At 71.2% G+C, this 18571-nt stretch carries 16 protein-coding genes; 6 read left to right on the top strand and 10 right to left on the bottom strand.

Annotated features, from left to right (window positions below):
* The first annotated feature begins 90 nt into the window (after window positions 1-90).
* Window positions 91-1278 carry a pyridoxal phosphate-dependent aminotransferase gene (locus K228_RS0100505; RefSeq protein WP_025616638.1) on the top strand — a complete coding sequence of 396 codons (1188 nt, stop codon included), beginning with the start codon at window positions 91-93 and terminating at the stop codon, window positions 1276-1278.
* A gap of 114 nt (window positions 1279-1392) precedes the next feature.
* Here the strand turns inward: K228_RS0100505 and glmM are convergent, their stop codons facing one another.
* The 6 genes from glmM to K228_RS0100475 all read right to left on the bottom strand — a co-directional run bounded on the left by glmM (window position 1393) and on the right by K228_RS0100475 (window position 6145).
* Complete coding sequence (gene glmM / locus K228_RS0100500; protein ID WP_025616637.1) at window positions 1393-2748, bottom strand: phosphoglucosamine mutase; 1356 nt, start codon at window positions 2746-2748, stop codon at window positions 1393-1395.
* Between the two features lie 114 nt (window positions 2749-2862).
* Window positions 2863-3327, bottom strand: a complete 465-nt coding sequence (rpsI, locus tag K228_RS0100495; protein ID WP_018222625.1) for a 30S ribosomal protein S9 — start codon at window positions 3325-3327, stop codon at window positions 2863-2865.
* A 20-nt stretch (window positions 3328-3347) separates the two neighbouring features.
* Complete coding sequence (gene rplM / locus K228_RS0100490) at window positions 3348-3791, bottom strand: 50S ribosomal protein L13 (RefSeq protein ID WP_018720634.1); 444 nt, start codon at window positions 3789-3791, stop codon at window positions 3348-3350.
* A 243-nt stretch (window positions 3792-4034) separates the two neighbouring features.
* Complete coding sequence (locus K228_RS0100485; RefSeq protein WP_025616636.1) at window positions 4035-5405, bottom strand: NarK family nitrate/nitrite MFS transporter; 1371 nt, start codon at window positions 5403-5405, stop codon at window positions 4035-4037.
* Window positions 5406-5604: 199 nt separating this feature from the next.
* Window positions 5605-5910, bottom strand: coding sequence for a type II toxin-antitoxin system PemK/MazF family toxin (locus K228_RS0100480; protein ID WP_025616635.1), 306 nt, complete (start codon window positions 5908-5910; stop codon window positions 5605-5607).
* Entirely contained in the window at window positions 5888-6145 is a 258-nt protein-coding gene (locus K228_RS0100475) for a DUF6364 family protein (RefSeq protein ID WP_025616634.1), read from the bottom strand. Before K228_RS0100475 ends, K228_RS0100480 begins: the two co-directional genes overlap by 23 nt.
* 121 nt (window positions 6146-6266) lie before the next feature.
* On the opposite strand from K228_RS0100475, the gene K228_RS0100470 reads away from it, so the two are divergent.
* From K228_RS0100470 to K228_RS0100450, 5 genes are read left to right on the top strand one after another with little or no spacing between them, the layout of a single operon-like run.
* Complete coding sequence (locus K228_RS0100470) at window positions 6267-8414, top strand: molybdopterin oxidoreductase family protein (protein WP_050580919.1); 2148 nt, start codon at window positions 6267-6269, stop codon at window positions 8412-8414.
* Window positions 8411-9847, top strand: coding sequence for an FAD-dependent oxidoreductase (locus tag K228_RS0100465; protein WP_025616632.1), 1437 nt, complete (start codon window positions 8411-8413; stop codon window positions 9845-9847). The genes K228_RS0100470 and K228_RS0100465 overlap by 4 nt, the downstream gene beginning before the upstream one ends.
* Window positions 9844-12357, top strand: coding sequence for a nitrite reductase large subunit NirB (gene nirB, locus K228_RS0100460; protein ID WP_025616631.1), 2514 nt, complete (start codon window positions 9844-9846; stop codon window positions 12355-12357). The genes K228_RS0100465 and nirB overlap by 4 nt, the downstream gene beginning before the upstream one ends.
* Window positions 12354-12698, top strand: coding sequence for a nitrite reductase small subunit NirD (gene nirD / locus K228_RS0100455; protein ID WP_025616630.1), 345 nt, complete (start codon window positions 12354-12356; stop codon window positions 12696-12698). The genes nirB and nirD overlap by 4 nt, the downstream gene beginning before the upstream one ends.
* The gene (locus tag K228_RS0100450) at window positions 12699-13787 is read left to right on the top strand and encodes a uroporphyrinogen-III synthase (protein ID WP_025616629.1); all 1089 of its coding nucleotides are present in this window, start codon (window positions 12699-12701) and stop codon (window positions 13785-13787) included.
* Window positions 13788-13874: 87 nt separating this feature from the next.
* Here K228_RS0100450 and K228_RS0100445 read toward each other — a convergent pair whose 3' ends face one another.
* The 4 genes from K228_RS0100445 to K228_RS0100430 form a co-directional block, all read right to left on the bottom strand.
* The gene (locus tag K228_RS0100445) at window positions 13875-14492 is read right to left on the bottom strand and encodes a GTP-binding protein (RefSeq protein WP_025616628.1); all 618 of its coding nucleotides are present in this window, start codon (window positions 14490-14492) and stop codon (window positions 13875-13877) included.
* Window positions 14473-14838: a DUF742 domain-containing protein gene (locus K228_RS0100440; RefSeq protein WP_025616627.1), complete on the bottom strand. Its 366-nt coding sequence runs from the start codon at window positions 14836-14838 to the stop codon at window positions 14473-14475. The genes K228_RS0100445 and K228_RS0100440 overlap by 20 nt, the downstream gene beginning before the upstream one ends.
* A gap of 89 nt (window positions 14839-14927) precedes the next feature.
* Window positions 14928-15332 carry a roadblock/LC7 domain-containing protein gene (locus K228_RS0100435; RefSeq protein WP_025616626.1) on the bottom strand — a complete coding sequence of 135 codons (405 nt, stop codon included), beginning with the start codon at window positions 15330-15332 and terminating at the stop codon, window positions 14928-14930.
* Window positions 15332-18346, bottom strand: a complete 3015-nt coding sequence (locus K228_RS0100430; RefSeq protein ID WP_025616625.1) for a sensor histidine kinase — start codon at window positions 18344-18346, stop codon at window positions 15332-15334. Before K228_RS0100430 ends, K228_RS0100435 begins: the two co-directional genes overlap by 1 nt.
* Window positions 18347-18571: the final 225 nt, after the last annotated feature.

Genomic DNA, 18571 nt, shown 5'->3' with positions numbered 1-18571 from the left:
AATAGCGCGAGTGGTTACCTAGCGTCACGAACGACGATCGGCGACCCGCGGCGGATTGAACCGACACGGACAGTCCGTAGGCTGGCAGACGTGACGACCACCCACGTCGATCCCCTGGTAGCCCGAATGCGACCCTTCGGGACGACGATCTTCGCCGAGATGTCCGCCCTGGCCAGCCGCACCGGGGCGGTCAATCTCGGGCAAGGCTTTCCGGACACCGACGGGCCGCCCGAGATGCTGGCTGCGGCGGCTGAGGCGCTGCGCGGCGGGCAGAACCAATACCCGCCCGGGCCCGGCATCCCCCAGCTCCGCGCCGCCCTGGCCGCACATCAGCAGCGGTTCTGGGGCCTCGAGTACGACCCCGACGGCGAGATCGTGGTGACTGCGGGCGCCACCGAGGCGATCGCGGCGGCGATCCTGGGCCTCTGCGAGCCCGGCGACGAGGTGGTCTGCTTCGAGCCCTACTACGACTCGTACGCCGCCTCGATCGCGCTGGCCGGTGCCCGCCGACGCCCGGTGACGTTGCGGCCCGGGGCAGCCGGCCGGTACGCGGTGGACCCGGACGAGCTGCGCGCCGCGTTCGGGCCCCGCACCCGGCTGGTGCTGCTGAACTCCCCGCACAACCCCACCGGCAAGGTCTTCACCCCCGCCGAACTGACCCTGGTGGCCGAGCTGTGCCGCGAGTACGACGCGTACGCGGTCACCGACGAGGTCTACGAACACCTCGTCTTCACCGACGCCGCCGCCGGCCACGTACCCCTGGCCACGCTGCCCGGGATGCGGGCGCGGACGCTGCGGATCTCCTCGGCCGGCAAGACCTTCTCCTGCACCGGCTGGAAGGTCGGCTGGGCGAGTGGCCCGGCCTCGCTGGTGTCGGCGGTGCTGCGGGTCAAGCAGTTCCTCACCTTCGTCAACGCCGCGCCGTTGCAGCCCGCGGTCGCGGTGGCCCTGGGGCTGGGCGAGCACTACTTCACCGAGTTCCAGGCCGGGATGCAGGCCCGCCGGGACCAGCTCGTCGCCGGCCTCGCCGACGCCGGATTCGGGGTCGGAGCACCGGAGGGCACATACTTCGTCACCGCCGACGTGACACCGTTCGGCGCCCGGGACGGGGTGGAGTTCTGTCGCACCCTGCCGGAGCGCTGTGGCGTGGTCGCGGTCCCGACCCAGGTCTTCTACGACGACTCGGAGGCTGGCCGGCAGCTGATCCGGTTCGCTTTCTGTAAACGGCCGGAGGTGTTGACCGAGGCTGTCACCCGGCTACGGCAGCTGGCCCAATGAGGGCGCGCCCGGTCCGGCCCCTCCCACGAGGGGCGTTGACGACCTGCGCCAAGCCGGCACCAGCCAGCAGACCGTCCCCCGCCGACATCTGTCGCCGGCGGGGGACGCAGCAGGTCAGCTGACCGGGCTGGCGGTGCGGACCTGCTCGGCGATCCGCTCGGCCACCGCACGCGCCGTCGTCTCGGTACCGGCCTCCACCATCACCCGGACCAGTGGCTCGGTGCCCGAGGGACGCAGCAGGACCCGCCCGGCATCGCCCAGCTCGGCCTCGGCCTGCGCGACCTCGGCCCGTACGGTCGGAGCCGCCGCACCGACCGTACGGTCGCCGACCGGCACGTTGATCAGAACCTGGGGCAGCGGAGTAACCACGGCTGCCAGCCCGGCCAGGGACTTCCCGGTCCCCGCCATCCGCGACATCAGGTGCAGGCCGGTCAGCACGCCGTCACCGGTGGTCGCGTGGGCGGGCATCACGATGTGCCCGCTCTGCTCGCCACCGAGCGCCAGGCCGGAGGCGCGCAGCTCCTCCAACACGTAACGGTCACCGACCTTCGTCTCGACCAGCCGGATCCCCTCCCGCGACATGGCTATCCGCAGGCCGAGGTTGCTCATCACGGTCGCCACCAGGGTGTCGGCGGTGAGCGTGCCCGCCTCCCGCATCGCCAGCGCGAGGATCGCCATCACCTGATCGCCGTCCACCTCGTCACCGTCGGCGGTGACCGCCACGCAACGGTCGGCGTCGCCGTCATGGGCGATGCCCAGCTGCGCGCCGTGCTCGACGACGGCCTGCCGGAGCGCCGCCACGTGGTTGGAGCCACACTCGTCGTTGATGTTGAGGCCGTCGGGTTCCGCGTGGATCGCGACCACCTCGGCGCCGGCCTCCCGGTACGCCGCCGGGGCCACCTCGGCGGCGGCGCCGTTGGCGCAGTCCACCACCACCTTGATCCCGTCCAGCCGGTGCGGCACGGTGCCGACCAGGTGCTGGACGTAGTGGTCGGCGCCGTCGAGCAGGTCGTGGACCCGGCCGACACCCGCCCCGACCGGACGCTCCCAGGCGGTCGTCGCGTTCGCCTCGACCGCCGCCTCGATCTTCATCTCGATCTCGTCCGGTAGCTTGTGCCCACCCGCGGCGAAGAGCTTGATGCCGTTGTCCGGCATGGGGTTGTGCGAGGCAGAGAGCATCACGCCGATGTCGGCCTTGGCCTCCGCGGTGAGGAACGCCACCGCCGGGGTCGGCAGGACGCCGACCCGTACGACGTTCGCACCGGCACTGGTCAGCCCGGCCACCACCGCGGCCTCCAGCATCTCGCCGCTGGCCCGGGTGTCCCGGCCGACAACGGCCAACGGGGGGTGGCTCCGATCCGCCTCAGCAAGGGTGTGCGCGGCGGCGACCGCTACCGCGAGCCCCAACTCGGGCGTGAGATCCGCGTTCGCCCGTCCCCGTACCCCGTCCGTGCCGAACAACCGACCCATTCCCGCCAAACCTCCGATGCGACTACCGATGGTGAAAAAACGGAACGGCCGAGCCACCTCCGTTCGCAGGAGGCGGCCCGGCCGTCCGTCAGAAGTACAACGAGCAGTTGATGGTCAGCGCTTCGAGTACTGAGGAGCCTTACGGGCCTTCTTGAGGCCGTACTTCTTGCTTTCCTTGACCCGCGCGTCCCGGGTCAGGAAGCCGGCCTTCTTGAGCGCCGGGCGGTCGTCCGGCTCACTGGCGATCAGCGCGCGGGCGATAGCCAGCCGGAGAGCACCGGCCTGACCGGTGGTGCCGCCGCCCCGCAGGTTCGCGATGACGTCGAACTCCTCGGCCTTCTCGGTGGTGACCAGCGGGTCCTTGATCAGCTGCTGGTGCACCTTGCTCGGGAAGTACGCCTCGAGGTCCCGGCCGTTGCAGGTGATCTTGCCGGTGCCCGGGACGATGCGGACCCGGACGATGGCCTCCTTGCGGCGGCCCACGGTCTGGATCGGCCGGTCACCAAGGGGCGCGCGGACGACGGGCGCCAGCGCCTCGGCGGCCTCGGGGGCGACCTCGGTGGCGATGATGTCGGTCATGCTGCTTCCTTCGCCCGCGCTCACTGCGCGATCTGCTTGATCTCGAACGGCACTGGCTGCTGCGCGCCGTGCGGGTGCTCGGCACCGGCGTAGACCTTCAGCTTCTTGATGAGCTTCCGGCCCAGCTTGTTGTGCGGGAGCATGCCCTTGACGGCCAGCTCGATGGCCCGCTCGGGGCGCTTGGTCAGCAGCTCGTCGTAACCGACCTGCTTGAGGCCGCCGGGGTAGCCGGAGTGCCGGTAGGCGATCTTCTGCTGCCGCTTGTTGCCGGTCAGCGCGACCTTGCCGGCGTTCACGATGACGACGAAGTCGCCCGTGTCGACGTGCGGCGCGAAAGTCGGCTTGTGCTTGCCGCGCAGCAGCGTGGCGGCATGGGTGGCCAAGCGGCCCAGCACGACATCAGAGGCGTCGATAACGTGCCACTGACGCTCGATCTCACCCGGCTTCGGGCTGTACGTACGCACAGGTTTACCTTGTCTCGTCGTCGGTCTGGGGCCTGCGCGCCGGGGTGACCATGACTTTCAGGCCGAGCCAACGCGCACGAACGACCAAGCGCACCTCAGACGGCACGCCCCTAGATGTCGCACAACAGCAGGTAACGATACCCAACGCCGGGCCAACCGGCAAAGTGGGGTCCGGTCGGCCCGCCCGGCTGGGCCGGGACAGGCTGGCTTCCCACTCCCGGCGCAGGTCGATGATGGCCGAAATCACACCCGAGCCGCGGCCAGCCGCGCGCCCGGTCGCAGATACACGGCCCAGGTCAGCACGGTCAGCACCAGGAAGAAGCCAGCATAGAACCACAGCGCGGGCTGGATACTGCCGTACGCCGACTTCGCCCACGCGTAGCAGATCGGAACCAAGAAGCCGCCGAAGGCGCCGACCGCGGAGATGATCCCGAGCGCCCCGGCCGCCTGTCGGCGCATGGCGCGCATGATCTCCGGTGAACCGCCAAGCTCCTCCCCCCGCACCTGGAAGATCCGAGAAATCATCCGGTACGTCGATCCATTGCCAACCCCGGTGGCCACGAACAACAGCATGAACGCCAGGAAGAAGAGCTCCAGCCAGCGCTCCCGCACCGACCACAACGCCAGGTAGGCACCGCCGGTCATCAACACGAAGCTGGCCACGGTGACCCGGGCACCACCGACGGTGTCGGCGAGACGACCACCGAAGGGGCGGCAGAGCGAGCCCACCGCCGCACCGAGGAACGCCCAGGACAGCGCGATGTCGGGCCGGCCGAAGACTCCGTTGAGCAGCGTCGGGAAGGCCGCCGAGTAGCCGATGAACGAGCCGAACGTGCCGACGTACAGCAACGACATGATCCAGGTGTTCCGGTCCCGCAGCGAAGACCACACCGGCCCCACGTCCGCCTTGGCCTCGACCAGGTTGTCCATGAACAGGTAGGCACAGACCGCGGCGATCACCGCGAGCGGGAGGTACATCAGGCCGGCTCGGGCCAGCGCGAGGCCACCGCCGAGCACGATCACCTGCGGCACCAGAAACTGCACGACGGCGACCCCGATGTTGCCGCCCGCCGCATTCAGCCCAAGCGCCCACCCCTTCTCCCGCTCCGGATAGAAGAACGAGATGTTCGCCATGCTGGAGGCGAAGTTCCCGCCGCCGAAGCCGGCCGTGGCGGCGATCAGCAACAGCGGCACGAAACCGATCTCCGGGTGCTGCACCGCCCAGGCCAGCCCGGCAGCCGGGATGATCAGCAGCAGGGCGGAGATCACGGTCCAGTTCCGCCCACCGAAGACCGGCACCGCGAAGGTGTAGGGCAGTCGCAGCAGCGCGCCGACGCCGCTGGGCACGGCGGTCAGCCAGAGCGCCTGGCTGGTGGTCAGCGTCCAGCCGACATCGTCCAACCGGACCACCACGATGCTCCAGAGCAACCAGACGGAGAACCCGATGTGCTCGGCGAAGATCGAATAGATCAGATTGCGCCGGGCGACGGCCCGACCGACGGTCCGCCAGAAGTGTTCGTCCTCCGGAGCCCAGTGGCCAACCCAGCGGCCCCGGCCGCGTTGCAGGTCGACCTCCTCCGCCGTGGTCGTCGCGGGCACGCTCGTCGTCGTCATCAGGGGCTCCTTCCGGCCAGGCCGTTGTGGCCCGCCGGGGTGCACCGGCTGGTCGGTGTCGAGCGGGCCCGGCTGGAACCTAGGAAGCCGGCGTTACCGCAGCGTTCGTCGCCGGATTCGGGGAGGCAACGGTGCTCGCACCGAGCTGCCCGCCGGCCCGTGAGGAGCGCCGTCGGCAAGCAGGGCGACCGACCGTGGCTCAGAGCTGTTGCAGGATGCGCAGCGCCCGGCCGACCCGACGCATGACCTCGTGATCGGCCACGTCCACACACTCGGAGAACCACTGCTTCATCGGTGAGGAGAGCCGGTCCGGCATCACCACCCGCTCCCCCATCGACACCGCCAGGGGAGAGTCCCGCAGCAGCGCCGTCTCCACCACCTCCGCCACGATCACGATCGGCACGGCGGTGGCGTTGTAGACGTCGGAGCTAACGACCAGCCCCAGCCGCTCCCGGGCCCCCGAGATCCGCCAGAGCTCGCCCCTACGCAGCACGCGGACGGCCACCGCGGAGCAGGTCGTCAACCAGCCCCACCTCATGGGCGTCAGCGAGCGCGGCGGCCTCCCAGTCGAGACCGGCCCGGCTGACCGCCTCGGCGTGGGCGGAGAAGACCGCCCGCAGCGTCTTCTCCCGGGCGGCCTGGTCCATCCAGGCGGACAGGGAGAGCCCCTCGCGTCGGGCGAACCACCGGGCCTGCTCGATCGTCTCGTCGGCGAGCGACAGGGTCACCTTGGCAGTCATGCCGGCAGCCTACCCAGGGGTAGGACCATCAGTCAGCCTGCCGAGACCGTGCGCCCGACTTGACCGGACCGAAACACGCGGGATCCGGGCCGGAAACCCCCTACCGGCACGCTTCACCGGCATGACAGACGGTACGCGCCCCGCTACCGCAACCGGACAACCCCACCTCGAGGCGGCGACGCACTGCCCGTACTGCGCTCTCCAGTGCGGGATGACCCTGCGCCAGGCAGATGGCGACGTGGCCGTACTCCCCCGCTGGTTCCCCACCAACCAGGGCGGGCTCTGCCAGAAGGGCTGGACCGCCGCCGAGCTACTGGACCACCCGGAACGCCTCACCACCCCGCTGCTTCGCGACCCCGCCAGCGGCGAGCTGCGCCCCGCGAGCTGGGACGCGGCCCTGGACCGGATCGTCACCGGCATCCGCACCATCCAGGCCGACCACGGGCGAGACGCAGTCGCCGTCTTCGGCGGCGGTGGCCTCACCAACGAGAAGGCGTACGCGCTGGGCAAGTTCGCCCGGGTGGTGCTCCGGACCCGACACATCGACTACAACGGGCGGTTCTGCATGTCGTCGGCGGCTGCCGCCGGGATGCGCGCCTTCGGTGTCGACCGGGGTCTCCCCTTCCCCCTGGCCGACCTGGGCACCGCCGACACCCTGCTGCTGGTCGGCGCGAACCCGGCCGAGACGATGCCCCCACTGGTACGCCGGCTGACCGAGCAACGCCGCCGAGGGGGGCGGCTGATCGTGGTGGATCCGCGAGTCACCGCCACCGCCCGCCAGGCCGACCTGCACCTACAGCCGCTGCCCGGCACCGACCTGGCGGTGGCCAACGCGCTGCTGCACATCGCGCTCGCCGAGGGGTTGGTGGACCACAGCTACGTCGCCGGACGCACCACCGGCTTCGACGAGGTCCGCCGGGCGGTGGCGGAGTGGTGGCCAGCCCGCGCCGAGGCGCTGTCCGGGGTGTCGGTGGCCGATCTGGAGGCGGCCGCACGTGCGCTGGGCAGCGCCCAGCGGGCGATCATCCTCACCGCCCGCGGCGCCGAGCAACACGCCAAGGGGGTCGACACCGTCACCGGGTACGTGAACCTGGCGCTCGCCCTGGGCCTGCCCGGTCGCCCCGGCTCCGGCTACGGCTGCCTGACCGGGCAGGGCAACGGCCAGGGCGGCCGGGAACACGGCCAGAAGGCCGACCAGCTTCCCGGCTACCGCCGCATCGACAACCCCGCCGACCGAGAGCACGTCGCCGCGGTCTGGGGCGTGCCAGCGGAGGACCTACCGGGGCCCGGGGTGCCCGCGTACCGGCTGCTGGACTCGCTCGGCACCCCGGACGGGCCGAAGGCGCTGCTGGTGTTCGGCTCCAACCCGGTGGTCTCCGCGCCCCGGGCGGCCCGGATCGAGGGCCGCCTGCGCGACCTCGATCTGCTGGTGGTCGTCGACTTCCTGCGCTCCGAGACGGCGGCCCTCGCCGACGTGGTGCTGCCGACCGCGCAGTGGGCCGAGGAGGACGGCACCATGACCAACCTGGAGGGACGGGTCCTGCGTCGGCGGGCGCTCCGCAGCCCACCACCCGGCGTCCGGACCGACCTGGAGCTCCTCGCCGCCCTCGCCGCGGCGCTGGAGCAGGGCCCCGGACGCCCCGCCGACCGGGGCCGAGGGCCCGCCCTCTCGCCCGAGCCGCAGGTGGTGTTCGAGGAGCTCCGAGCAGCCTCGGCCGGCGGGCTCGCCGACTACGCCGGGATCAGCTGGGAACGAATCGACGCGCAGGAGGGAGCGTTCTGGCCCTGCCCGGAGATCGACGGGCCGGACACCCCCCGGCTCTTCGCCGACCGGTTCCCCACCCCCGACGGGCGCGCCCGGTTCCACGCCGTGCAGCACCGACCCGCCGCGGAGCAGGTGTGCGCCGCCTACCCGCTGCACCTCACCACCGGACGGGTGCTCGCCCAGTACCAGTCGGGCACTCAGACCCGCCGGGTGCCCGCGCTGCGCCGGGCTGCACCAGCGGCCTTCGTCGAACTGCATCCGGACGTCGCCGACCGGCTGGGCGTGACCGATGGCGAGCCGGTCCGGGTGCGCTCCCGCCGGGGGGAACTGGTCGCCCCGGCCCGGCTCAGCCCGGCGATTCGGCCGGACACCGTCTTCGCCCCGTTCCATTGGGGCGGCACCGCCCGCGCCAACACGGTCACCAACGACGCCGTTGACCCGATCTCCGGGATGCCGGAATTCAAGATCTGTGCGGTCCGAGTGGAGAAGGTGGCGGCGACGTGACCGACCGAATCGTGATCATCGGCAACGGAATGGCCGGCACCCGCCTCGCCAGTGAGCTCTCCGCACGCGGCGGGGACCGGAAGGTAACCGCATTCGGGACAGAACCGCACCGGGCGTACAACCGGATCATGCTCTCCACCCTACTGGCTGGAACCATCGGGGAGCCGGACGTACAGCTGACCGAGGCCGCCGGACACGGAGTCGACCTGCACACCGGGGTCTGCGTTACCGCGATCGACCGCGAGGACCGTACGGTCCGCACCGACCGGGGCGACCGGATCCACTACGACCATCTGGTCCTGGCCACCGGTAGCCGCGCCGTTGTCCCCCCACTGACCGGGCTGACCGGCGGGGAACTGCCAGAGCGGGTGGTGTCGTTTCGCACCCTGGATGACTGCCGCCGCATCCTCGCGGTTGCTGACCGGGCCCACCGTGTGCTGGTGCTCGGCGGCGGGCTACTCGGACTGGAGGCGGCGCGCGGGCTCGCCAGCCGCGGGCTCGAAGTGACGGTGGTGCACCCGGTGCCGTACCTGATGGAGCGGCAACTCGACCCGGCCGCGGCGGCCGTGCTCGCCCACACCCTCGCCGACCTCGGGGTAACCACCCAGCTGGCCGTACCGGCTACCGCCGTGCGCGCCGACTCCCGCGGCGTCCGCCTCGAGCTCGCCGACGGTCGCTCATTCGACGCCGACCTGCTGGTGCTCGCCTGCGGCGTACGCCCGGACACCGCGCTCGCCACCGCTGCTGACCTGGCCGTACAGCAGGGAGTCCTCGTTGACGACCAGCTGCGCACCAGCGACCAGCGCATCTCGGCCATCGGCGACTGCGCCCAACACGGCGACACCCTGACCGGCCTGGTGGCCCCGGCCTGGGCGCAGGCACGGGTGCTGGCACAGGTGCTCAGCGGCGCGGACCCGTCGGCCCGATACCGGCCGAGACCGGTGGTGACCCGGCTCAAGACCGCCGGCATCGATCTGGCAGCGATGGGTGACCCTGGCGACGGCCCCGGTGAGGAGCTGACCTTCACCGACCCGGCCGGCGGCACGTACGCCCGGCTACGAATCAACCACGAACGGCTGACCGCCGCGATCCTGGTGGGCGACAACCCCTCCGTCGGCACGGTCATCCAGCTCTTCGACCGGGGGCAGCCGGTGCCCAGCGACCGGCGGTCGCTGCTGCTCGGCCGGGTACTCGGCGCGGGACCGGCGGAACCGGCCACGACACCGGCGCTGATGCCGGCCGCGGCGACGGTCTGCCACTGCAACAACGTCGACAAAGGAACGCTGGTGGAGAGTTGGCGCCGCGGGGCGCGGACGGTTGACGAGGTGGTGGCGGCCACCCGCGCCGGTACGGGCTGCGGCTCCTGCCGGGACGCGGTCGCCGGCATCACCGACTGGCTCTCCACCATGGAATCTGTGGAGGTGGAACGATGAGGAAAGGCCGACTGGTCGTCGTCGGCAATGGCATGGTCGGGCAGCGGTTCGTGGACGCGTTGCGGGACCGCGACAGCAACGGTCAGTGGCGGGTGACCGTGCTCGGCGAGGAGTCCCGGCCCGCGTACGACCGGGTGCGTCTCTCTGCCCTCTTCGACGGGGTGGACCCAGATGAACTGAACCTGCACACCCCGGATCCGCAGGTACGGCTACGGCTCGGCACGTCGGTCACCGCGATCGACCGGGCCCGACGCGTCGTGGCGACGACCGCCGGTGAGTACCCGTACGACGCGCTGGTATTGGCCACCGGCTCATCCCCCTTCGTGCCGCCGATCGACGGCGCCGACCTGCCGGGAGTCTTCACCTACCGCACCCAGGACGACCTGGCCGCGATCCGCGCGCACGCCCGGGGCCGCCGGCGGGGCGCGGTGATCGGCGGTGGGCTGCTCGGCCTGGAGGCGGCGAACGCGCTGCGGCTGCTCGGCCTCGCCACCAGCGTCGTGGAGTTCGCACCGCGGCTGATGCCGATGCAGGTGGACACCGCCGGCGGGGCGCTGCTGCGTCGATACGTCGAGGAGTTGGGCGTCGCCTGCCACCTCGGGGTCGCCACCAGCGCGCTGCACCCCGGCCCGGACGGCTCGGTGGCCCAGCTGGAACTGGCCGACGGCGGTCGAGTGGCCGCCGACCTGGTCGTTGTTGCGGCTGGCATCCGTCCCCGGGATGAGCTGGCCCGCGCCGCCGACCTGCCCCTTGGCCGCCAAGGCGGGGTGCTGGTCGACCGCACCTGCCGCAGTGCCGATGAGCGGATCTGGGCGGTCGGCGAGTGCGCCGCCGTGGACGGCACCTGCCACGGTCTGGTCGGCCCCGGCTACGCGATGGCGGAGACAGTGGCCGACCGCCTGGTCGGCGGAGCGGCCACCGTCCCCAACGCGGACACCGCCACCAAGCTGAAGCTGCTCGGCGTGGATGTCGCCTCCTTCGGCGACGCCCACGGCACCACCCCGGGCTGTCTCGACGTGACCTTCACCGACCCGGCCACCCGGGTGTACGCGAAGCTGGTCCTCTCCGACGATGCGCAGACGCTGCTCGGCGGCGTGCTGGTCGGTGACGCCGACGCGTACCCGACGTTGCGGGCCAGCGTCGGTCAGGCGTTGCCTGCCGCGCCGCTCGCGCTGCTCGCCCCGGCCGGTGCGGGCACCGGGGCGGCGGCGCTCCCCGGTTCCACGCAGGTCTGCTCCTGCAACGCGGTGACCCGCGTCGACCTGGACACGGCGATCGCCGGCGGCGCGACCGACGTGCCGGCGTTGAAGGCGTGCACCCGGGCCGGCACCAGCTGCGGCTCCTGCGTACCGATGCTCCGGCAGCTGCTCGACGCCGCCGGAGTTGGGCAGCCCCGCGGGCTCTGCGAACACTTCGAGGTGAGCCGCCAGGAGCTCTTCGACCTCATCCGGATCCGGGAGATCCGCACCTTCTCCAGCCTGATTGCCGAGTACGGCCGGGGAGCTGGCTGTGACATCTGCAAGCCGGTGGTGGCCTCAATCCTGGCCTCCCTCGGCACCGGGCACCTCCTCGACGGCGAGCGAGCGTCGCTACAGGACACCAATGACCACTTCCTGGCCAACCTGCAGCGGGACGGCAGCTACTCGGTGGTGCCCCGAATACCCGGTGGCGAGATCACCCCGGAGAAGCTGATCGTGCTCGGCGAGGTGGCCCGGGACTTCGCGCTCTACACGAAAATCACCGGCGGACAACGCATCGACCTGCTCGGCGCGCGGGTGGAGCAGTTGCCGCAGATCTGGCGCCGGCTGGTCGACGCGGGGTTCGAATCCGGCCACGCGTACGGCAAGGCACTGCGGACGGTGAAGTCCTGCGTCGGGTCCACCTGGTGCCGGTACGGGGTGCAGGACTCGGTCGGGTTGGCCATCGCGCTGGAGCTGCGCTACCGCGGGCTCCGCGCCCCCCACAAGATCAAAGCTGCGGTCTCCGGTTGCGCCCGGGAGTGCGCCGAGGCGCGCGGCAAGGACTTCGGCATCATCGCCACCGACGCCGGCTGGAACCTCTACGTCGGCGGCAACGGCGGATTCCGACCCCGGCACGCCGACCTCTTCGCCACCGACCTGACCACCGAGGCGCTGGTACGGCTGATCGACCGCTTCCTGATGTACTACATCCGCACCGCGGATCGGCTGCAACGTACCGCGGCCTGGATCGAGGCGATGGACGGCGGCCTGGAGCACCTGAGCGCGGTCATCGTGGACGACTCGCTCGGGCTCTGCGCCGAGTTGGACGTGGCGATGGCCCGACACGTGGGGTCGTACTCCGACGAGTGGCGCGACGTCCTCAAGGATCCGGCCCGGCTCGGCCGGTTTACCTCGTTCGTCAACGCGCCCGAGGTGCCCGACCCCTCCATCCGATTCACCGAGGAACGTGGACAACGAGTACCGGCGCAGGCCGAAGAGACCGGGAGCCGACAGCCGGTCGGGCTGGGACTGCCGCAGGTACGGCGATGACCGGCCAACCGCGGGAGTGGACAGTGGTCTGTCCACTGACCTGCCTTGACCCGGGTCGGGGGGTGGCAGCGCTCGTGGACGGCGTCCAGGTGGCGCTCTTCCGCACCACCGCCGACCTCTTCGCCATCGACAACCGGGACCCGGTCACCGATACATACGTGCTCTCGCGCGGAATCGTGGGCAGCCGGGGCAGTGTGCCGACAGTCGCCTCCCCACTACACAAACAGGCATACGACCTGCGTACCGGAGACTGCCTGGACCTACCGGGCGTCGCGGTCCGGTGGCACGAGGTGCGGTGCCGGGCCGGACTGGTCGAGGTACGGCTGCGAGAGGAGGCGTAGATGCGCGACGAACTGGCCGGCTTCACCGTCGGGGTGACCGCCGACCGGCGTCGGGACGAACTGGCGGCGCTACTCCAGCGGCACGGGGCGCGGGTGGTCTTCGCGCCGGCCCTGCGGATCGTGCCGCTCGCCGACGACACCGAGCTACGCGCGGCGACGCGGGCCTGCCTCGATCGACCACCAGATGTCCTGATGGCCGACACCGGGATCGGGATGCGGGGCTGGCTGGAGGCGGCCGAAGGCTGGGGGCTCGCTGAGCCACTGCGCGCGGCGCTTCGCGAGGCGTACGTGGTGGCGCGCGGTCCGAAGGCCCGCGGCGCGATCCGAGCCGCCGGCCTGCATGATCAGTGGTCGCCCGCCTCGGAGAGCTGCGCCGAGGTGGTGCAGCATCTGCGGGACCGGGGTGTGGCCGGCCAGGTGGTCGCCATGCAGCTGCACGGCGGGGTGCAACCCGAGTGCGCGAGGGCGCTGGTTGCGGCCGGCGCGACCGTGATCGCGGTGCCGGTCTACCGTTGGGCCCCGCCGACCGACCCGACACCACTGCATCGGTTGATCGACCTGGTCGCCGACCGGATGGTGGACGCGGTGACGTTCACCTCGGCACCGGCCGCCGAGGCGTTGCTACGCGCCGCCGGGGACCGGACCGACCGGGTGCTCGACGCGTTCCGGGGTGCGGTGCTGGCGAGCTGTGTGGGGACGGTGACCGCGGAGCCGCTGCGGCGACGAGGGGTGCCGGTCAGCGCTCCTGAGCGGGCCCGGTTGGGCGCTCTGGTCCGAACGATCGTCGCGGAATTGCCGCGGCGCGCGGTCACGCTCAAAGCCGCCGGCCACCTCCTCACCCTGCGCGGGCATGCCGCCGTGGTCGATGGTGAACTGCGACCACTGGCACCGGCCCCGATGGCGGTGCTGCGGACGCTGGCGGCGTCCCCGGGGCGAGTCCTGTCCCGGGCCGCGCTGCTCCGGATGCTGCCGCGCGGGGCCGACGAACACGCGGTGGAGATGGCGGTGGCGCGCCTGCGCGCCGGGCTGAAGGCCCCCGGGGCGGTGCAGACGGTGGTGAAGCGCGGCTACCGCCTCCGGGTCGACTGACGCGGAGCCGCCGCAGCCCCGGCCCGCAGCCAGGTGACGGGCCGGGCGCGCGGACCGACGCCGGAGGCGCCGGTCACCGGCGACGGCTCAGCCGACCGGAGTCGGGTAGCCGCGGTTGTGCTCGGCCTGCAGGCGGCTCATGGCATGCTCGACGACGGTCACCAGCACCTGCTTGACCGAGTCCCGGCTGCGGGCATCGGTCAGCACCAGCGGCACGTCCGCCGGGATGGCGAGCGCCTCGCGCACCTCCGCCAACTCGTAGTTGGGGGCACCGTCGAACCGGTTGAGCGCGACCACGTACGGCAGCTTACGGTTCTCGAAGTAGTCCAGCGGGGCGAAGGCATCGGTGATCCGGCGGGTGTCCACCAGGACGGCCGCCCCGACCGCACCACGAATGATCTCGTCCCACATGAACCAGAATCGAGTCTGGCCGGGTGTGCCGAACAGGTACAGGATCAGATCCTGCGCCATGGTGATCCGGCCGAAGTCCATGGCGACTGTCGTCGTCTCCTTGCCCGGCACTTTGGATGGATCGTCGATGCCGACACCGGCTGCGGTCATGATCGCCTCTGTGGTCAGCGGTGTGATCTCCGAGATCGCCCCGACCAGCGTCGTCTTTCCGACGCCGAAGCCCCCCGCGACGACGATCTTCGCGGAGATGATCTCCCGGCTCGCCCTGGCGGGGTCATAGTTCGCGAAGTCCACTTAGCACCCTTCCAAGCAGGTTCATCCGCTCCACAAACCCCATCGTGGGAGCGGCAGTGTGTAGCGTCAGCAAGCCCTCGGCCACCATGTCGGCCACCAGTACCCGGGTTACGCCGAGGGGCATCCGGGTATACGCGGCGATCTCCGCCAACGACTGCGCCCGGCCCTCACAAATCGTCGCGATGCGGTGCTTGTCGTGCCCCGCGAAACGTGACTCGGCAGCCGCCGTGGCGCTCGCGGAGAGCACCGCCTCCAGGGTGATGTCCTGCTGCGGCTCGGTCCGGCCCCGAGTGACCGCATACGGGCGCACCAGTTCCCCACGTGATTCGGTCCGCCGGCCGTCCATCCGCTGTCACCTCCCCTCTCGCCCGATCGGTGCCCCTTCGACGCCGGATCTACATTCCTCGGGCGGCGCCGTCCGGAGCCCAATGATCATCAAGACACCGCGTCCCGAGGCAACGGCACCAGGGCGGCACCGACCCGTTCCACCAGGAGTGCCATCTCATAGCCGACTTGCCCGACGTCGCAGCTGCGAGCAGCGAGAACCGCCATTGACGACCCGTCACTGATCGACATCAGGAAGAGGTAGCCGCTGTCCATCTCGATGACCGTCTGCAGCACCCCACCGGCGCTGAACATGCGGGACGCGCCGTCGGTCAGGCTCACCACGCCGGAGGTGATCGCCGCGAGCTGGTCTGCGCGGTCCGCGGGCAGATCCCGGGACGAGGCGAGCAGCAGCCCGTCGGCGGACACCGCAACCACGTGAGCGATGCCCGCCACGCTGTCGGCGAAGTTACTGAGCAGCCAACCCATGTCCTGCATGGTCGCTGGCCTGTTCATCAGCTCGTCTCCTTGCTCGAGGTGCTGTTGGGGTCCGAGCCGGCCGCACGGCCGCGCTGCACGCCACGGTGATATGCCGACAGCAGGCCGCGGACGTCGTCCGGCGTCCGGCGGGTCCGTTCCCGGGTCCGGGGCTCGATCCCACCGGGGACGAGTTGTGCCTTCGGCACCCGCTTCGGCAGACCGGAACGGGTGGTACCACCGCTGGCCGGCTCGGCAGCCTGGCTGGCCCGGCTCCAACCCTCATCCGCGACGGTGCGCCACGCACTGCCACCGCCGGCCGGAGCCCCGGCGGCACTCGGCGGGACCGGCGGGACCGGCGGCGGCGGTCCAGTGAAAGCGGGAGCGGACGACGGCGCCGGGGTGGCGGCCGGCGGAGTCGTCGTGGTTCCGGGAGCCCGGGTGGGTAGCTGCGGCTCGGCTGGGGAACTCGCCGTCGCGGACGGGCCCGGGGCCGCCTTGTCGAAGTCCGGCCGGGTGAAGATGGCGGTCGCATCGTTGCCGTGCGTCCGGAACCAGACCGCCTCCATCTCCCGGAAGATCGGCGCCTCCGCCGGTGCCGCCGCCGGTGCTGCCGGCGGCGCGGACAAGGGCGCCGCGTCGATCGATGCGGTGGCGGCCAGGTCCGCCCCGAGCCCACCGGCCATCGTGCTATCGGCGCCGAGTGGACCGGCGGACGGCGGTTCGACTGACGATGGTGGGGTGGCAGCCACGGTGGGGAAGGCCGCGGTCGCAACCGACGACTCACCCGAGGGGTTCCGTTGCGGCAGTGGGTACGACGCGGTGGGCGCGTCACCGAGACCACCGGTGACGCTGAGGCTGGGCTCGGCCCCGGTTACCCCGCCGGTCAGGTCCGGCGCCACGCTGGTAACAGCCGGTACCGGCCACGGGGCTGGCTCGGGCTGCCGCTGCTCCGGCAGGGTAGCGGCGCTCGTGGTGACCGCCACCGGGTCGCCAAAGCCGACCGAGCTGGACGGGCCCTGCTCCACCGCGAGCGGCTGGCGAGGGCGGGTGAGCTGGGCTGGCCCCCGCCCGACGGGCAGCACAACCGCGGCCGTCGGCAGGGTTACCTGGGCGACGATGCCCCCCTCAACGTTGCGGCGCAGCTCGACCCGAATGCTGTGCCGCTCAGCGAGCCGGCTCACCACGGCCAGGCCCATCAGCCGGAACGCCGCGACATCGACGCTCTGCGGCTCCGCCAGCCGCTGGTTGAGTGAGTCGAGTTGCTCGTCGGAGAGGCCGAGACCACGATCCTCGACCTGGATGAGCACGTAGTCGCGGATCCGCCGCCCGTCGGCGACCACAGTGGTGTTTGGCGGTGAGAAGCGGGTGGCGTTGTCGAGTAGTTCGGCGACGAGCCGGACCACGTCGTTGACCACGTGCGCGGCCACCGACACGTCCGTGTCGACGGTGCCGAACTCGATCCGGTTGTAGAGCTCGACCTCGGACTGCGCGGCCCGTAGCACGTCCACCAGGAGCGCGTCCTCCCGCCGGGGTACGGTCGAGTCGGCCCCAGCGAGGACCAGCAGGTTCTCGTCGTTGCGGCGCATTCGGGTGGCCAGGTGGTCCAGTTCGAAGAGGCGGGCCAGCCGCTTCGGGTCCTCCTCACCACGCTCGATCGCGTCCAGTTCCCCGATCATGCGGTCAACCAGCGTCTGACTCCGCCGGGCCAGGTTGAGGAACATCGCTGAGACACTGGTCCGCAGCGCGGCCTGCTCCGCGGCTACCCGGACCGCCTCCCGGTGCACCACGTTGAAGGCGACGGCGACCTGACCGACCTCGTCCTGGTTGGTGAGCCGGATCGGTTCCCGAATCTCCCGGACGATTTCATCAACCCCGCCCTCGTCAACCGCCTCCATGTTCTGCAGGCGACGTACCGCTTCGGGCAGATCGTGGTTGGCCACAGCCAGCGCGCCCTCCCGCAGCCGGTGCAGCGAGTGGTTCAGCGAACGGGCCAGCACCACGGCGAGGGTGACCGCGATGATCAGGGTCAACAACACCAGCAGCGACTCGACGACGGCCTGTCGGAGGACGTCCGAACGGTCCTGCTCGGTATCGCCGAGCAGCTCCGCCTGCAGCCGGGCCTCGGTCCACCGCATGAGGTCGTGGACGGCGCCGAGGGCGGCGCTGGCCTCCTCCGCACTCACCGGGGACTGCTGGCCGACCGAGCGGGCGATGTCCACGGCGACGGTGTCCGACAGCGTGACCGCGTCACCCGAGATGGTGTTCTCCACAAACGAGCGTTGCGCCGGCTCCGCCGCGAGGGCGAAGGCGAGCAGCGCCTCCTGCCGGCTGGTCAACGTCGCCACGAAGGAGGAGTACTGCTCCTCGTCGAAACCGCCGGCGCTCAACGCGGTGTAGGCGACGGACTCTTCCTCGGCGACTGCGGCCTTGGCCCGGGCGAAGGCCGCGACGGCCCGCCGAGCCTCCGCCAGCCGCTCGTCGCCGGGGAGTTGGGCGAGACCGTCGCTGTAGGCCACCAGGTCGGCGAGGATTACGCCGTAGCGCAACGCCGACTCGGCGACCACCATCTGCTTACGGTCCAGCACCTGCTGCCGAATCGCGTCCAGCGTCTCAAGGTGCCCGTCGATGGCCGCCACCCGGTCGCTGACGGCGGCGGGCAGCTCGTCGAAGAGCTCGCGTTCCTCCCGGTAGGCCTGCACCCGCTCGTCGGTGCTGCGCACCCGCAGGTTGTAGGCGTCGGCGGCGACTTCCGCCTCTCCCGTCGACGCGATATAGACCGCAGCCGCCATTCGCTCGGTATGCAGGTCCTGAGTGAGCGCCGAGATGTCGATGGAGAGTTCGGTGAGCGCTTTGGCCCGCGTGGCGTCGTACGCACCCTCGCCGACTGTGATCAGACGAACAGTCGCCAGTGCGATGACCGCGGCGACCGGCACGACCAGGATCAGCGCCAGCTTCGAGCGGATTCGCGCATTGCGGAGCTGAGGCAGCCAGCGCCGCTTCGGCTGCTGGATGCCGCCGCTTGCGGGCAGGGTCGTCGGTCCGGTGCTCACGACATCGCCTCCGTCATTCCATCCACGCCTGAACCGCCGACCCAGGTCTGGTCCAGCAGAAGTGAAACCATGCGCGGCACGGCCGCGATTTCATCAGACGGGACGGGATTTGGGAAGCCGAGCTGAAGCCGGAAAGGGCCGGATGACGCCCAGCCGATGCCACAGTCCACGAATGCCACCAATTTGGCAACGCCCTGAACAGGCAATGTAGACGCGCATTGGTGT

Origin of the sequence: Salinispora cortesiana, assembly GCF_000484695.1 — a bacterium.
In the GTDB taxonomy this organism is placed as follows: domain Bacteria; phylum Actinomycetota; class Actinomycetes; order Mycobacteriales; family Micromonosporaceae; genus Micromonospora; species Micromonospora cortesiana.
The sequence above is the reverse complement of the archived record's forward strand: the minus strand, read 5'-3'. Positions and strand labels throughout refer to the sequence as shown.

Excerpts from the sequence above, each read along its gene's own strand:
- glmM (WP_025616637.1), bottom strand. The coding sequence starts at position 2,748 with ATGGGTCGGTTGTTCGGCACGGACGGGGTACGGGGACGGGCGAACGCG.
- K228_RS0100450 (WP_025616629.1), top strand. The coding sequence starts at position 12,699 with ATGCGCGACGAACTGGCCGGCTTCACCGTCGGGGTGACCGCCGACCGG.
- nirB (WP_025616631.1), top strand. The coding sequence starts at position 9,844 with ATGAGGAAAGGCCGACTGGTCGTCGTCGGCAATGGCATGGTCGGGCAG.
- K228_RS0100470 (WP_050580919.1), top strand. The coding sequence starts at position 6,267 with ATGACAGACGGTACGCGCCCCGCTACCGCAACCGGACAACCCCACCTC.
- K228_RS0100485 (WP_025616636.1), bottom strand. The coding sequence starts at position 5,405 with ATGACGACGACGAGCGTGCCCGCGACGACCACGGCGGAGGAGGTCGAC.
- K228_RS0100435 (WP_025616626.1), bottom strand. The coding sequence starts at position 15,332 with ATGAACAGGCCAGCGACCATGCAGGACATGGGTTGGCTGCTCAGTAAC.
- nirD (WP_025616630.1), top strand. The coding sequence starts at position 12,354 with ATGACCGGCCAACCGCGGGAGTGGACAGTGGTCTGTCCACTGACCTGC.
- rpsI (WP_018222625.1), bottom strand. The coding sequence starts at position 3,327 with ATGACCGACATCATCGCCACCGAGGTCGCCCCCGAGGCCGCCGAGGCG.
- K228_RS0100440 (WP_025616627.1), bottom strand. The coding sequence starts at position 14,838 with ATGGACGGCCGGCGGACCGAATCACGTGGGGAACTGGTGCGCCCGTAT.
- K228_RS0100475 (WP_025616634.1), bottom strand. The coding sequence starts at position 6,145 with ATGACTGCCAAGGTGACCCTGTCGCTCGCCGACGAGACGATCGAGCAG.